The sequence below is a fragment of the Citrobacter sp. CK194 genome (assembly GCF_030333395.1).
Taxonomy (GTDB): domain Bacteria; phylum Pseudomonadota; class Gammaproteobacteria; order Enterobacterales; family Enterobacteriaceae; genus Citrobacter_B; species Citrobacter_B koseri.
Genome location: NZ_JAOWGA010000017.1, coordinates 334,192 through 348,502, shown reverse-complemented (window position 1 = coordinate 348,502; position 14,311 = coordinate 334,192). Strand labels below are relative to the sequence as shown.

Below are 14,311 nucleotides of genomic sequence, written 5' to 3'. Positions count from 1 at the left end.
CAACTCCGGGTAACGTTTTGCACGGGCGAACGCGAATCAACCGAATAACAGCATGGCTGGCATTATTTGCCGTCGCCATGTTGTTTATTGCGCCCGTTATTTCAAAATCAATTGCCCGCCAGGCCGACTGTGAGCACTCGTCGCACTCAATGGTGATGATGTCGTCAGGCTCGCACCATGACATGGCGGCTTCTGCGCCGTGTCAGACTTCTCTTTCGGTCGCTCACCAGATGATGTCCGGCAAAGCGATGTCGCCCGTGGAAGAGATCGTCTGCGGGTACTGCCAGTTGCTGGTACATCTGCCGTTTGTCCAGTTTGCGCTGGTGTTCTTGCTCTGGCTGTTGCTGCTGTTTGTTATCTGTTGTTCGGTACGGCCATTACACCTTTCCGTTATCTTCCGCCCGTGGGCGCCTCAGCGCGCTCGCGCGCCGCCTGCTGTATTTCCGTTTTCGTTTTAAACAATAAAAAAACAGACATTGCGTAGCGTTTTGCCCTTTTGACGGGCAATGCGTCGTTGCGCCTGAAAAACAGTAAGGAATGTTATGAAACGGCAATACTTCGGGCTTACTCCTCTGGCTTCTCTGGTTCTGATCGCGCTGACCGCAAAGGCGGCGTGGGCAAGCGAACAGCACGATCATGCAAAAATGGCGGATGATTCGGTAATGATTGTGACCGCGCCGGTCGCTTCTCCGCTGGAAATCGTCACGTCGCCAAAAACGCCTCGTCAGCCCGTTCCCGCCAGCGATGGCTCTGATTATCTGAAAACGATCCCTGGGTTCTCGCAAATTCGCAATGGCGGGACAAACGGCGATCCGGTCTTTCGCGGGATGTTTGGCTCTCGTCTGCGAATTTTGACCGATAACGGCGAAATGCCGGGAGCCTGCCCGGCACGTATGGATGCGCCGAGTTCTTATATCTCCCCGGAAAGTTTTGATGTGCTGACCCTGATAAAGGGGCCGGAAACCGTGCTCTGGGGGCCGGGTAACTCTGCGGGAACCCTCCGCTTTGACCGGGAACAGCCGCGTTTTGATAAACCCGGTATTCAGGGAACGGCCAGCGTCCTTGCCGCCTCGAATAACCGCTGGGATGAAAATGCGGACATCAGTCTGGGAAGTGAGGACGGCTATTTGCGGCTTATCGGCAACAAATCCCGGGCGGGTGACTACAAAGATGGCAATGGCGACCGCGTGCCGTCGAAATGGGATAAATGGAACGGCGATATGGCGCTGGGCTGGACGCCAGACAAAGACACGCTGCTGGAAATGACGGCGGGTAAAGGCGACGGTGAAGCTCGCTATGCCGGGCGCAGTATGGACGGTTCCCGGTTCAGGCGTGAAAGCCTGGGGATGCGGTTTGAGAAATCCGGCATCGGCGAGGTATTTGATAAGTTAGAAGCGAATATCTACTACAACTATGCGAATCACGTTATGGATAACTACTCGCTGCGCGCTCCCGGCATGAATATGTCAGGAAGCATGGGTTCGGCGATGGGTTCGGCAATGGAACACGGTTCTGCCATGCATTCGATGAGTATGCCAATGGCAATGCAGCTGGATCGCCGTACCGTTGGCGGACGGATGATGGGAACGTGGTTGTGGTCAGACTATGAGTTACGCAGCGGCGTTGATACGCAACTGAGCACGCATCGCAGTAAAGATGATGATCGCTGGGACAAAGACGCCCGTTTTCACGACTATGGTTTATTCAGTGAATTGACCTGGCTTGCGACGGAGCAAAGCAAAGTGACAGGCGGCGCGCGTCTTGATCGCGTGCTGGTGGACAATTTCACTGACACCGGCTCCTCGCAGCGCACTGATCTACTACCGGCCGGGTTTGTGCGCGTTGAGCATAACCTGGCGGAGACGCCCGTGATGTTTTACGCGGGGATCGGCTATACCGAGCGTTTCCCCGACTACTGGGAGCTTTTTTCTCCCACTTATGGCCCTGGCGGGTCGGCAGATGTTTTCGATAACGTCAAAACGGAAAAGACGACTCAGCTTGATATTGGCGCGCAGTATACCGGTAAGCGTCTTAACGGCTGGGTTTCTGCCTATATTGGCCGGGTTAATGATTTTATTCTGTTCCGTTACGACCCTCATCATCCCCGTATAAGTCAGGTTGATAACGTCAATGCGACCATCATGGGGGGAGAAGCGGGCATCGGCTATCAATTGACCGAAACATGGAAAACCGATGCCAGCCTTGCTTATTCCTGGGGGCGAAATACCGACGACCATCAGCCATTGCCGCAGATTCCACCGCTTGAAGCGCGCCTGGGTCTGACATGGGAACGCGGCGACTGGAGCAGTACCGGTCTGCTGCGTCTGGTCAGCAGCCAGCATCGCGTCGCGATTAACGAAGGGAACGTCGTGGGTAAAGATTTTGATAGCAGCGCGGGGTTCGCCATATTCTCCGCGAATGCGGCCTACCGGCTGAACAAGTCTGTGAAACTCAGCGCGGGCGTTGATAACCTGTTTGATAAAGCCTACAGCGAACACCTGAACCTTGCCGGTAACAGCAGCTTTGGTTACTCCGCGAATACGTCAGTGAATGAACCGGGAAGAACATTCTGGGGAAAAGTGAACGTGACGTTTTGATAGCCTTCCGGCGGACGTGAACCGTCCGCCGACTTCATGACTCATTGACCTGCCGTTTAGGTTATTAACATTAAACTGTCTCGGCTGTAACCAGGATATGACGTAACGCCATCTCTTCGTTTGCATGGGCCAGTCTGTTTTTTTCTTTTATGAGTCAACACTGTATGAAAAAGCTTACCTTGACCGAAAATGATTTACTGGCCAGAGGGAACGATCGTTACGTCTTTCAGCATCCGCACAATCATCAACTACTGATCAAAGTCGTCATCCCGAGCATTCCCAAATATAAAAGTAAGCTTCGTGAAGTCTATCGGGACGTCAAAGAGTGCAAGCCGCGCGACGAAACCGACTCGCTCTTCATCCAGAAAATTGAAGGGCTAGTGGAGACAGATAAAGGGATTGGGCAGGTTATCGTCAAAGAGCATGACCAACAGGGCAACATTGCCAGAACATTGTATGACCTTGCAAAGCACAACGAACTGGACGCAGAGAAATTCAGTAAGCTCAACGCTTTTTTAGCGTGGTTTATTCATACAGACGTCATTATCAACTCGCTGCATTGCAAAAATATTGTTTATGCCTGGGATGATGCTCGTCAGGAGTACCGCTTCAAAGTTATTGACGGCTTTGGGGATAAGACGCTCTTTCAACTGAGCAAGTTCTGGAGCGTTATACGGGATAAAAACAAACTTAAGTGCCTCAGAAGGATGCTGAGGGATCTGCAAAGTATCACGCAAGCGTAATCTACACGTTATCCTTGAACAGGCCTGGTCATTTTCCCAGTATGCAACCGGACCTTTGTCATGTTGTCTGCTGGCTTGTTAACAAGAAAGAGTATGCAAACAACACGTAATTATTTTTTTGATATTCTCCGCATTCTGGCTGTACTGCTGGTTGTTACCTCGCATTACAGCTACATGTTCGATACCAGTACCGTGTTGACGTTCCCGCGCGAATACCTGACCGGAGGAATAGGGCGGCTGGGCGTCTCTTTCTTCTTCATGATATCCGGCGCGCTGGCTTACCTGTCGCTGCGTAAATACTCTGTGCAGGAGTATTACCTGAAACGCGTCTATTCGATCCTGCTTCCCTACAACATCGCTTATTTCTCAATGGCGATCCTGTTCCTCATCCTGAGCGTGTTTTTCCTCTATCCCGGCAATCCGCTGGCTGACGTGCTCGCCGGGAAGCGTGCATTTCACTCGCTGCTGCCTTCCGTTCTCGGGTTTGACCATTATCTGCACGGTGTCTACGACATCAATACCGCGTACTTCACCGGAGAGTGGTTTATTGGCTGTATTATCCTGCTGTACGCCGTTTCTCCGGTGATCTACTGGGCCATTGTCCGTTTTCCTGTCTGTACGATGCTGGCGGCGGTCGTCGTTACGCTACTGGCATATGATAAAAGCATCGTGAACCCTTACTGGTCAGCACAGGTTCGGGTGAGTGATTTTACCTTCGGGATGCTGTTCATACACTTTCAGCCGTGGTTCACGCGCTACCGTCTTCAGGCGGCGTCAGTCAGCCTGCTGCTGGTGGTGACCGGGGTGATTGTGGCGCATATCGATCAGCTACCGGTTCGGGAAGTGCTGTTTCCTCTGAAACCCTCAAGCCTGCTGTTTGCTGCGGCATTCCTCTTCATTCTGCTGGCGGGATACCCGCTGATTCATCCTCTGTTTAATCTGGATCGCTTCCGGCAGGGGTTATCCAGCCTGGCGTCGCGGGCCTACATTATTATGCTGTTGCAGCATGTGGTGGTGATATTTGTCAGCGCCAATATCGATATGTCGGTACTGAATGCGACCCAGGCGGTGATGCTGTATTTTGGGATTCTGATTTGCATCGAAAGGCTGTCGTCTTTCATGAAACCGCTATCGGTAAAGTGTGAGCAGGTCTTGATCGCCAGAACGCCGTGGCTACGTGAAAAGCAAAAAGGGAACTAAGACCATTTCGCGCTAAGCCGGACAACGTCCGGCTGCAAAGAACGCGGGGGAGGGGTTAACGCTGCATCCCCCAGCGTTTCACCGTGATCTTTTCCAGACTGGCGAATACCACGCCTTCCACCAGCAGGCCAATCGCGATTACCGCTAACAGTCCTGCAAATACCCGGTCGGTGAACAGCTCATTGCGATTCTGGAAGATATACCAGCCCAGGCCTCCTTCGCCGCTGGACGCGCCAAATACCAGTTCGGCGGCAATCAACGTGCGCCAGGCGAACGCCCAGCCGATCTTGAGCCCGGACAGGATAGCGGGCAACGATGCCGGAATAAGAATCGTGATCACATAGCGTGGCCCGCTGAGGCCGTAGTTGCGCCCCGCCATGCGTAGCGTTTCCGGTACGCTGCTAAAGCCGGACCAGGTATTCAGCGCGATTGGCCACATCACTGAATGTATCAGCACAAATATCAGGCTGGCATTCCCCAGACCAAACCACAGCAAAGCCAGCGGCAGCAGCGCAATTGCCGGCAGCGGATTTAGCATCGCGGTTAATGTGCTGAGCAGATCGCGGCCAAACTGGGTGGTCACGGCCAGCGCGCTGGCAATCAGCGCCAGCGCACTGCCTGCCAGATACCCTTTCAACAGGGTACTGAGTGAGTTGACGATTTTTTCCGGCAGTTCGCCATTGCGCATGTCTTCGCTAAACGCCAGCAACGTCTGAAGTACTCCGGGCAACATCAGATCGTTTTGCTGGATGCGCGCGGCGATCTCCCATAGCGCCAGCACCAGGGCGACAATCAGACACTTGCGCAGCCACGTCTGATTCCACAGGCGCTGGTTTAAAGGCAGCGGCGTTTCCACCGGCAGATTGCGCAGCGGCGGTAATTCGCGTTCGAATTCAGGACGAATGTACGGTGGCTGGGACATACTCTGGCTCCTCGCCGGATGAGTGAGACGGACTGTTCCCGATTGTCGGGAATAACAGATGGTGAATATGACGCGCAGCGTGCTGAAACGCCTCGCTGCCGAAATCATTAAGCGTGAACTGATGACAGTTAAGCTCCGCCCTGACGCGCCCTGGATGCGGCGAAAGCACCAGGATACGGCTGCCCACCACCAGCGCCTCTTCAATCGAATGGGTGACGAACAGCAGGGTAAAGCGCTCTTCTTCCCAGAGCGCAAGCAGTTCTTCCTGCATTGTGCGTCGGGTCAGCGCATCCAGCGCGGCAAAGGGCTCGTCCATCAGCAGGATGCGTGGTTTCATCGCCAGCGCCCGCGCAATGGCGACGCGCTGCTTCATCCCGCCGGAGAGCATATGGGGCATAGCGTCGGCAAATTCTGCCAGCCCAACTTTGTGGAGAAAATGCAGCGCCGTCTCTTTTGCTTGTGAACGACTGGCTTTCCGGCTGGCCAGCAGAGGAAACATGACGTTTTCCAGCACGGTTTTCCACGGCGGCAGTTGGTCGAACTCCTGGAATACCATCATGCGTTCCGGGCCGGGAGCGCTAACCGGCGTTCCCGCAAGCGAAATGTGGCCGCTGCGCGGGGCGAGAAAACCGCCTGTGGCTTTCAACAGGCTTGATTTCCCGCAGCCTGACGGCCCAAGCAAAATAAAGCGGTCGCCAGGCCAGACATCAAAACTGACATCATGCGTCGCGCGCACTTGCCGTTCACGGGTACGGTATTCAATATCAACATTGCTGACCTGTAGCAGCGGGCCGTCGATTTGCTGAGTGACCATCAGAGCCTCCGGTGTCGCGGTTTAACTGCCTGGGTTTTCCCATGCTTCGTTAAAGAAATAGTCTTTCCAGGAGTCGGCCTTATTTTTCAGTACGCCAAGCTCATGGAGTTTTTCGGCATATACGCCAGTACGCTCAGGGAAAACCGTAAAGCTGATTTCTGGATCGTTAACAATTTTTTGTACCAGCGGTAAGGGCAGCCGTGATTTCTCGACGCGAATATACGTTTCAGCAGCCGCATTTTTGTCACGGTTAATGATATTTGCGGCTTCACTGAGGGCGCGATAAAACGCTTTATAGGTTTTTGGGTTTTCATCATGGAATTTCTGGGTGGTATAGAGAACATTAAATGTCGCCTGCCCACCCAGCACATCATAGGAACTTAGCACTTTATGCACGTTGCTGTGCTCCAGCGCCTGATACTGAAACGGCGGGCTGGAAAAATGCGTGGTAATTTCCGAGCCACCGGCAATTAAGGCCGCGCTGGCGTCCGGGTGCGGTAAACTGACGCTAATTTTATCGAAGCGTTTGAAGTCCTGGTCGCCATATAATTTCGCCGTCTCGATTTGTAATGTACGAGACTGAAAACCGACCCCAGCCGCCGGAACGGCAATACGGTCTTTTTCGGTCAGGTCTTTAATGCTTTTTACCGCCGGGTTATTACTCAATAAATAATTGGGCATCGATCCCAGCGAGGCTATCGCTTTCACATTTTGCTTACCTTTGGTGCGATCCCATAGGGTGAGTACCGGGGGAACGCCTGCTGACGCAACGTCCAGAGCGCCAGAGAGCAACGCTTCATTCATCCCGGTTGCGCCTGAAATCGTGCGCCACTCTACCTTGATATCCAGCCCCTCTTTTTGCCCCTCTTTTTCGATAAGCTGCTGGTCTCGCACCACATCAAGAATTAAATAACCGATGCCAAATTGCTGCGCGATACTAATGTTCCCTTCCGCAAATGCCGACTGGCTGACTCCGCCAAGGGCGGAAAACGCCAGCGTCCAGGCAAATACCCTGTTTCTTTTATTCATATCTGTTCCCCAGAAAGGTGTTTCTCAGCAAAAAATCATGGGCAGAGGCGAGAGGGAAAGGAAATGATTTAAATGGCAATGAATATCAGGAAAATGAATAACGATATTCATGGCGTGTTAGTTAATAAGCGGAAAAGCTTAGTTATTATTCATGGTTATGTAACAAATACATCCTCGCTATAGTCGGACTCACCTCTTTAATAGCCCCTGCCATTGCAGGGGCAATGTCCGTGAGTAGAATCATGCCATTATTTTCACATCATCACTTACGTTCGCTTTTACAACGCCATCTGGTACGGGCGGGTACGGGATTTGATATCGCGCAAAAAGTAGCGGATAACCTGGTCGAATCCTCATTAAAAGGCCACGACTCGCATGGTGTGACCCTGTTGCCTCGCTATATTCGGGCCATTCTGGCGGGAGATTTGAACCCTGGCGCCACGCTGACCACCTTGTCTGATGCCGGGCCGATTGTCTCTTTTGATGGGGGACATGGCTTCGGCCAGGCGTTGGGCGAACAGGCCATGAGCGTGGGTATTGAGCGTGTGCGCCAGTTTGGGGTGGCAATAATTGGCTTGTCTAATACCCACCATCTTGGGCGGATCGGCGCATGGGCAGAGCAGGTGGCGAGCGCCGGGCTGGTCTCGATCCATTTTGCTAACGTGGCGGCGCCGTCGGCCGTGTTGCCGTTCGATGGGCTACGCGCCAGGCTTGGTACAAACCCCTTTTGCGTGGGTGTACCGCTACAGAACCGCCCTCCGGTTATCCTTGATTTCGCGACCAGCGCCATTGCGGGCAATAAAGCGCGCATCGCCTGGAATGAAGGGCGCGCCATCCCGGCAGGATGCGCGGTAGATGCGAACGGGCAACCCACAACCGACCCTGCCGTATTGATGACTGAGCCGCTCGGCGCTTTGCTGCCTTTTGGCGGCCATAAAGGCGCGGGATTGTCGCTAATATGTAGCTTACTCGGCGCTGCGCTGACCGGCGGCGAGACCGAAAGCCAGCAAATTCCGCCGCGTGCCGGAATCATCAACAATATGCTGTCGATTCTATTTGACCCCGCGCGGCTGGGCGCGGAGGAGCGTTACTCACAGGCGCTGTTAGCGCAGGTTGACTGGGTTCGTAACGGGCAGGAAGGGCACGATGTGCAGATCCCCGGAGAACCGGAATTGCGCGCGTATGCCCGGCGCCAGGAAGAGGGCATCTGGATTGATGACGTCAGCTGGCAGGCGTTTGTCGCCCTGGAAGCATTAAATACCTGAGCGTGCCTGCGCACCAAAAGACATATTTGGTTATTTGTTTAAACGGATCGGCATGATGGTCAGTTAATGAATGCTGGCGAATAAATAAAGCGATCGTTTTTTGTTTTATCTTTTTTCCTCATATCCATAGCTGAAAAACTTGGTAAGCCGTGAGTGAGAAAATCAATATAGTCATTCTTATATTCCACGAACCTTTCTTACTCTCGCTGCCGAATTTTAATGTGCGGCGTCGTTATTCTTTACAGGAGTTATTATGCATCTGGCGCGTTTTCCCCGGCTTCATTTTGGCCATTTCCCGACTCCACTGGAGCCTCTCACTCAACTTTCACGTTTGCTGGGGGGGCCAAATATCTGGATAAAACGAGACGATTGCACCGGCCTTGCCACTGGCGGCAATAAAACCCGCAAACTTGAGTTTTTGCTCGGCGACGCCCAGGCGAAACAGGCGGATATTATCATTACCCAGGGCGCCACGCAGTCTAACCATGTGCGTCAGACCGTCGCGGCGGCGGCCAGACTGGGTCTGGAAGCGCATGTTTTTCTCGAACAACGCGTCACGACGCTGGGTGATGAGTATCAGCAATCCGGCAATGTGCTGCTGGACGGTTTGCTCGGCGGCAAAATTATTGCTCATTTGCCTGGCGGTACGGATATGCAGCAGGCAATGGAGCATCATGCGGAAAGCCTGCGTGCGCAGGGCCATACCCCTTATGTCATCCCCGGTGGCGGTTCGAACGCAATCGGGGCGCTGGGTTACGTATCCTGCGCGGAAGAGTTGCTTTGGCAGTCCAGCCAGTTACGGCTGCGTATCGATCATATCGTCCATGCCACCGGCAGCGCAGGCACGCAGGCTGGCCTGATTGCGGGTTTAACCGTCACGCACAGCGGCATTCCTCTCCTCGGGATTAGCGTACGCGCCCCGCGCGATAAACAGGAACACAACGTCTGGCGTCTGGCGCAGCAGACCCGGGAACTGCTCGGCGTGCCGGGTGAATTGCCGCGTGAGGCGGTGGTCGCCAACAGTGATTATGTGGGCGAAGGCTATGGTCTGCCCACCGAGGGGATGCTTGAAGCGCTGCAACTGCTGGCGCAGCACGAGGGGATTCTGCTCGACCCTGTCTATTCCGGTAAAGGCATGGCCGGATTGATTGATCTGATCCGTCAAGGCCATTTCCGCAAGGATGAGAATGTGGTGTTTATCCACACGGGAGGAAGCGCGGGTCTGTTTGGCTATCGTCAGGTCATCGCAGATTCTTTGTCATCATGAGCACACCTTTTCTGCTGGGGATTCTTGGCGGCATGGGGCCGCTGGCGACGCTTGATTTGATGCATAAATTGCTGCGCGCAACGCCCGCCAGCAGCGATCAACAGCAAATTCCCCATGTGGTGTGGAATGTGCCGCAAATTGCGGATCGCCAACAGGCGCTGGCGGGAACAGGGCCTTCGCCGTTGCCGCAGCTCTTGCTCGGTGTGGAACAGCTGAACCGCGCGGGCGCCAGCCACATTGTGATCGCCTGTAATACGGCGCACCACTGGTATGAGGCGCTGGCGCAGCACAGCGACGCGCCGTTGCTGCATATTGTGGACGCCACGCTGGCGGTATTTGAAGGGAAAGAGAAGCCCCGTCGGGTCGGGCTTATCGCCACGCAGGGTACGCTGGATGCTGGTTGGTTCCAGCACGGTTTCGCCTCTATGGGGATTGAAAGCGTGCAGCCGACGCCAGAGGAGCTGCGGCAGTGGTTTGTGCCGGGGTGCTATGCGGTAAAACGCGGCGAACTGCGTACCGGCGGTGAGCTGCTGAGTTTACAGGCTCAGGCATTGCGCGATCGCGGCGCAGAGAGGCTGGTGCTGGCCTGCACGGAAGTGCCGGTTGCGCTGGCGGAGGTGACATCCCCGCATTTAGCCGTGTCGATTGATCCCGCAGAAGCGCTGGCGCAACAGTGTGCCCGGTTATGGCTAACGCAGCGCGAAGCATGGCATTAATAACGTTATTATTTAAAGGATAAATTAAATGAAAAAAAGTCTCTGCGTATTACTTGCAGCGGGTGGCCTGTGGGTCAATACCAGCTTTGCCGAAGCACCCGCAGAAGTCCGCGTGGCATACAGCGGCGGTTCTCAGGTGCTGATGCTGGCAAAAGCCGATGGTTCTCTGGATAACGCTTTACACAGCAAAGTCAAATGGGTGCAATTTGCGTCCGGTGCGGATGCGTTAAATTATTTTGCCAGCAACGCGATTGATATTGCTAATTTCGGCTCCAGCCCGGCAACGGCAGGCATTGTCAGAAAACTGCCGGTGGAGATTGTCGGCGTCTCCGGGGTGATTGCCAGCTACGAGCGTTTAATTGGTAAAGATGGCATTACCCGTATTAACGATATTGAAGGCAAACGCGTAGCCTATCCGCCAAACTCGACGGCGCAATATGCGCTTGAAGCCGCCATCAGCGTTAACCATCTCGATCGCAGCAAAATAACCTTATTGCCGCTGCGTCCGGCGGAAATGGTCGCGGCCTGGAAACGCGGCGATATCGACGCGGGCTATGTCTGGGCGCCGTTTGCTCAGGAACTTGAAGCCTCCGGCGGGCATCAGGTATTCGCGACCAAAGATCTGCAAAAGGACGGCTACCTGATTTACAACAACTACGTCGTGCGTAAAGCCTTTGCCGAGCAGTATCCGCAAACCGTCAGCGCGTTCCTGCGCGTTCATCAGGAAAAAGTTGATGAGTTTAAGAAAGACCCGGAACGCGCGGCGGCGATTGTGGCGAAAGAGGTGGGCGCGCCGGTGACGACTGCCGTGAATACGTTGGGTGGGCTGGAATACCCAACCCTGACGCAGCAGGGTACGGCGGACTGGCTTGGCAATGGAACCCAGACGACTGACAGCGGTATTGGTAAAGCGCTGACCAAGACCTCTGACTTCCTGGCGGGGATTGGCGAGATCCGCAAACGTGATATCCCGGCGAACTGGGACAGCGCCATTAACTCCCGCTACATCCGTGACGCGGCGGTAGCAGCGCAATGAGATTGAGTTATCACATCGCCATCAGCGTCGTTTCGGTGGCTATTTTCTTTATCGTCTGGCAAGTGGCGACGATGCGGCAATGGGTGGACCCGCTGCTGCTGCCGTCGCTACAGGATATCGGTCTGACAACCGAAGAGCTGTTGGCTGATGGTTATCGTCAGGTGCCGTTGTGGGAGCATGTCGCAGTCAGCCTGGCCCGGGCCTTAAGCGCTTTTTCTGTGGCAATTATCATCGGCATCCCCCTGGGGTTGCTGATGGGGTTGTCGGAAGGTCTGGCGGCGGTACTGAATCCGTTCGTGCAGTTTTTGCGCCCGCTACCCAAGATTGCGCTTATTCCGCTGGCGGTCGTCTGGCTGGGGATCGGTGAGGCGTCGAAGTTCTTTCTGATCTTCATCGCCACCTTCCTGAGCGTGGTCGTGGGGGCATCTGCTGCGGTCGATCGTATTGGCCGCTCGCGCATTCGTGTGGCGCAAACGCTCGGCGCGTCGCGCAAACAGATTTTTCTGCGCGTGGTGTTGCCGGATGCGCTGCCGGAACTGTTTACCACGGTCAGGCTGTCGATAGGGATCGGCTGGACATCGCTCATCGCGGCGGAAATGGTGGCGGCCAGTTCGGGTCTCGGCTGGATGGTGATTAACGCCAGCTCGTATCTGCGAACCGATATCGTGATGCTGGGGATTCTGCTGCTCGGCGGTATCGGCTATTTACTGGATTTATTGCTGCTGGGGCTGCAACGCTTTTTTGTGCCCTGGGCGGGGAAAGAGTAATGAGTGCCATCACACTGGAAAACGTATCGCTCTCTTTTGCGGCAAAACCGCAGCCGTTCACGGTGCTGGACGATATCAGCCTGTCTCTGGAGAAAGGGGAATTTGTTGTTCTGTTGGGGCCGTCCGGCTGCGGGAAGTCCACGATCCTGAATCTGGTCGCCGGATTCAACAAGCCGGATCGCGGGCGCGTGGCGGCAGGCGGAAAGACAGTGAAGCTGCCAGGGCCAGACCGGGGAATGATCTTCCAGCAGCCAAATTTGTTTCCCTGGCTGTCGGTTCTGGAAAACGTCACCTTTGGCCCACGGCTGGGGAAATACCACAAAAATGAGGTCAATACCCAGGCGCTGGACTGGCTGACGCGGGTAGGGCTGAAAGGCTTTGAACATCATGCGCCCTGGCAACTCTCCGGCGGGATGAAACAACGCGTAGCGCTGGCCCGCGCCTGGCTGCCGGAGCCGGAGGTGTTGCTACTTGATGAACCGTTCGGCGCGCTGGATGCGCAAACGCGTCTGATGATGCAGGAACTCCTGCGCGATGCCTGGCTTGCCACCGGCACCACGCTGCTGTTTGTGACTCACGACGTAGAAGAGGCGCTGTTTCTGGCCGATCGTATTCTGATTATGTCGGCGAAGCCTGGAAAAATCGTTGAGGAGGTTATCCTGCCTTTTGGGCGCGAACGCGATATCGAAACCCTGGCTGAACACCCGGCTTACAGTGGGATCAAACATCACGTACTGCACCGGGTGCGCCAGGAGGCGAAGCGCCATTTAGGATGAAAACACCGCCAGCGTGGGCGCGTTATTTCTTAACTAATGCCCAATCATCCTCGCCTGGGGAATTAAGCGGAAATAAAGATGCTCCGGCACCGGGCTATCCCAGGCACCGGCATACATCGCAATCGCGACAGCGGCAAAAAGTATCCCGAGTATCAATATTGTCATGGCGACACCCGAGAGCGCGGCCTGTCGCCATAACGGTTTTATCGCCTCGCGTTTTCCTTCCGGCGCGCCAGAAGGCGTGCGTAGTGAAAAGTTGAGCGTCGAGGCAACCGGGCAGGACTCCACGCAGGTCATGCAGCCTGTGCATTCAACGGTTCTGACCTGAATCAGCGTGTCTACCGGGATACGGGAGGGACAATTTTGAGCGCACTTTCCACAATCAATACAGCTGTCGGCATTGCGGCGGATTTTAAAGGGAGAAAAAAACGAAAACAGACCGAGCAGAGCGCCGTAAGGGCACAGATAACGACACCAGAAATGACGAATAAATAAGCTGGCAACGGCGAAAAATATGACGCAGATAAGCGTGGTTGTTCCAATATTGCGGAAAAAATCGAGCATTTTAACGTCGATAATAATGCCATAAGCTGACATCAGGAACATCTGAATACCCTGAGCAGGCATGGATAACGCGATATAAAGAAAAAAGCTCAATAACAGATATTTCAGACCGCGCAGGGGAATATCCAGCCAGCGGGGCAGGGTAATCGCCGGGCCAAAGAGCGTTTCTCCGAGTTTGCCGATCAGCTCTGACAACGCGCCAACAGGGCACAGCCATGAGCAAAAAGATTTTTTTAGCAGCAGGCTGATGACGATAAATGCAACCAGAAGCAGCATGGAGGCGGCGTGAACAGGAGGGAGCAGACCGGTTTCCCAGGTGTATCGGATGTTCATCAAACCGGCGACAGGAAGCCAGCCTTCAATACCACCGGGTCTGGGGACATAAACGCTGGCGGCGGCAGTTTCGTAATACCGGACCCAAAAATAGAATGTGATGCCAATATAAATATTGATCAGCAGGAGCAGAAATTGTGTCGCCCTGCGCCAGGTCGATGCATTTCGCCAGTCATTCCACGGCAATTTACCGCCGATGGTGCCTGGTCGACGCTGCCAGCGCGTTCTTTTCATCCCACCCATGATCTTTATTTCCCTGTGAACATGTATTCAGAATGCCAC

14 protein-coding genes are annotated in these 14,311 nt (G+C 54.5%); 10 read left to right on the top strand and 4 right to left on the bottom strand.

The window, feature by feature from the left end; genetic code table 11:
- Positions 1-17 precede the first annotated feature (17 nt).
- The 4 genes from OGX80_RS10085 (at position 18) to OGX80_RS10070 (ending at position 4,540) form a co-directional block, all read left to right on the top strand.
- A complete protein-coding gene (locus OGX80_RS10085; RefSeq protein WP_115181746.1) occupies positions 18-458 on the top strand; it encodes a DUF2946 domain-containing protein in 441 nt (146 codons plus the stop codon).
- A gap of 84 nt (positions 459-542) precedes the next feature.
- On the top strand, positions 543-2,597 hold the full coding sequence (locus OGX80_RS10080) for a TonB-dependent copper receptor (protein WP_115181745.1): 2,055 nt from the start codon (positions 543-545) through the stop codon (positions 2,595-2,597).
- A 164-nt stretch (positions 2,598-2,761) separates the two neighbouring features.
- A complete protein-coding gene (locus OGX80_RS10075) occupies positions 2,762-3,340 on the top strand; it encodes a PhoP regulatory network YrbL family protein (protein ID WP_012132942.1) in 579 nt (192 codons plus the stop codon).
- Between the two features lie 93 nt (positions 3,341-3,433).
- Entirely contained in the window at positions 3,434-4,540 is a 1,107-nt protein-coding gene (locus OGX80_RS10070) for an acyltransferase family protein (protein WP_012132941.1), read from the top strand.
- Between the two features lie 55 nt (positions 4,541-4,595).
- On the opposite strand, the gene OGX80_RS10065 is transcribed toward OGX80_RS10070, so the two are convergent.
- Genes OGX80_RS10065 through OGX80_RS10055 form a run of 3 tightly spaced genes read right to left on the bottom strand, consistent with a single transcriptional unit; the run spans position 4,596 to position 7,305 of the window.
- The gene (locus OGX80_RS10065) at positions 4,596-5,462 is read right to left on the bottom strand and encodes an ABC transporter permease (protein WP_115181744.1); all 867 of its coding nucleotides are present in this window, start codon (positions 5,460-5,462) and stop codon (positions 4,596-4,598) included.
- Positions 5,434-6,276, bottom strand: a complete 843-nt coding sequence (locus tag OGX80_RS10060; protein ID WP_101744364.1) for an ABC transporter ATP-binding protein — start codon at positions 6,274-6,276, stop codon at positions 5,434-5,436. The genes OGX80_RS10065 and OGX80_RS10060 overlap by 29 nt, the downstream gene beginning before the upstream one ends.
- Before the next feature lie 21 nt (positions 6,277-6,297).
- The gene (locus OGX80_RS10055; RefSeq protein WP_012132938.1) at positions 6,298-7,305 is read right to left on the bottom strand and encodes an ABC transporter substrate-binding protein; all 1,008 of its coding nucleotides are present in this window, start codon (positions 7,303-7,305) and stop codon (positions 6,298-6,300) included.
- 242 nt (positions 7,306-7,547) lie between these two features.
- Here OGX80_RS10055 and OGX80_RS10050 point away from each other — a divergent pair, with 242 nt between their 5' ends.
- The 6 genes from OGX80_RS10050 to OGX80_RS10025 all read left to right on the top strand — a co-directional run bounded on the left by OGX80_RS10050 (position 7,548) and on the right by OGX80_RS10025 (position 13,132).
- A complete protein-coding gene (locus OGX80_RS10050; protein WP_115181743.1) occupies positions 7,548-8,570 on the top strand; it encodes a malate/lactate/ureidoglycolate dehydrogenase in 1,023 nt (340 codons plus the stop codon).
- A gap of 253 nt (positions 8,571-8,823) precedes the next feature.
- Entirely contained in the window at positions 8,824-9,837 is a 1,014-nt protein-coding gene (gene cuyA / locus OGX80_RS10045; RefSeq protein WP_115181742.1) for a D-cysteate sulfo-lyase, read from the top strand.
- A complete protein-coding gene (cuyB, locus tag OGX80_RS10040; RefSeq protein WP_012132933.1) occupies positions 9,834-10,553 on the top strand; it encodes a cysteate racemase in 720 nt (239 codons plus the stop codon). The genes cuyA and cuyB overlap by 4 nt, the downstream gene beginning before the upstream one ends.
- Positions 10,554-10,581: 28 nt before the next feature.
- Complete coding sequence (locus OGX80_RS10035) at positions 10,582-11,589, top strand: taurine ABC transporter substrate-binding protein (protein WP_115181741.1); 1,008 nt, start codon at positions 10,582-10,584, stop codon at positions 11,587-11,589.
- Complete coding sequence (locus OGX80_RS10030) at positions 11,586-12,356, top strand: ABC transporter permease (RefSeq protein ID WP_047457674.1); 771 nt, start codon at positions 11,586-11,588, stop codon at positions 12,354-12,356. The genes OGX80_RS10035 and OGX80_RS10030 overlap by 4 nt, the downstream gene beginning before the upstream one ends.
- Positions 12,356-13,132: an ABC transporter ATP-binding protein gene (locus OGX80_RS10025; RefSeq protein ID WP_115181740.1), complete on the top strand. Its 777-nt coding sequence runs from the start codon at positions 12,356-12,358 to the stop codon at positions 13,130-13,132. The genes OGX80_RS10030 and OGX80_RS10025 overlap by 1 nt, the downstream gene beginning before the upstream one ends.
- A gap of 33 nt (positions 13,133-13,165) precedes the next feature.
- Here the strand turns inward: OGX80_RS10025 and OGX80_RS10020 are convergent, their stop codons facing one another.
- Positions 13,166-14,272 (bottom strand): 4Fe-4S binding protein, encoded by a 1,107-nt coding sequence (locus OGX80_RS10020; protein ID WP_115181739.1) that lies wholly within the window; start codon positions 14,270-14,272, stop codon positions 13,166-13,168.
- Positions 14,273-14,311 lie beyond the last annotated feature (39 nt).

Coding starts and splice junctions, on each gene's coding strand:
- OGX80_RS10080 (WP_115181745.1), top strand. CDS start 543: ATGAAACGGCAATACTTCGGGCTTACTCCTCTGGCTTCTCTGGTTCTG.
- OGX80_RS10075 (WP_012132942.1), top strand. CDS start 2,762: ATGAAAAAGCTTACCTTGACCGAAAATGATTTACTGGCCAGAGGGAAC.
- OGX80_RS10070 (WP_012132941.1), top strand. CDS start 3,434: ATGCAAACAACACGTAATTATTTTTTTGATATTCTCCGCATTCTGGCT.
- OGX80_RS10065 (WP_115181744.1), bottom strand. CDS start 5,462: ATGTCCCAGCCACCGTACATTCGTCCTGAATTCGAACGCGAATTACCG.
- OGX80_RS10060 (WP_101744364.1), bottom strand. CDS start 6,276: ATGGTCACTCAGCAAATCGACGGCCCGCTGCTACAGGTCAGCAATGTT.
- OGX80_RS10055 (WP_012132938.1), bottom strand. CDS start 7,305: ATGAATAAAAGAAACAGGGTATTTGCCTGGACGCTGGCGTTTTCCGCC.
- OGX80_RS10050 (WP_115181743.1), top strand. CDS start 7,548: ATGCCATTATTTTCACATCATCACTTACGTTCGCTTTTACAACGCCAT.
- cuyA (WP_115181742.1), top strand. CDS start 8,824: ATGCATCTGGCGCGTTTTCCCCGGCTTCATTTTGGCCATTTCCCGACT.
- cuyB (WP_012132933.1), top strand. CDS start 9,834: ATGAGCACACCTTTTCTGCTGGGGATTCTTGGCGGCATGGGGCCGCTG.
- OGX80_RS10035 (WP_115181741.1), top strand. CDS start 10,582: ATGAAAAAAAGTCTCTGCGTATTACTTGCAGCGGGTGGCCTGTGGGTC.
- OGX80_RS10030 (WP_047457674.1), top strand. CDS start 11,586: ATGAGATTGAGTTATCACATCGCCATCAGCGTCGTTTCGGTGGCTATT.
- OGX80_RS10025 (WP_115181740.1), top strand. CDS start 12,356: ATGAGTGCCATCACACTGGAAAACGTATCGCTCTCTTTTGCGGCAAAA.
- OGX80_RS10020 (WP_115181739.1), bottom strand. CDS start 14,272: ATGGGTGGGATGAAAAGAACGCGCTGGCAGCGTCGACCAGGCACCATC.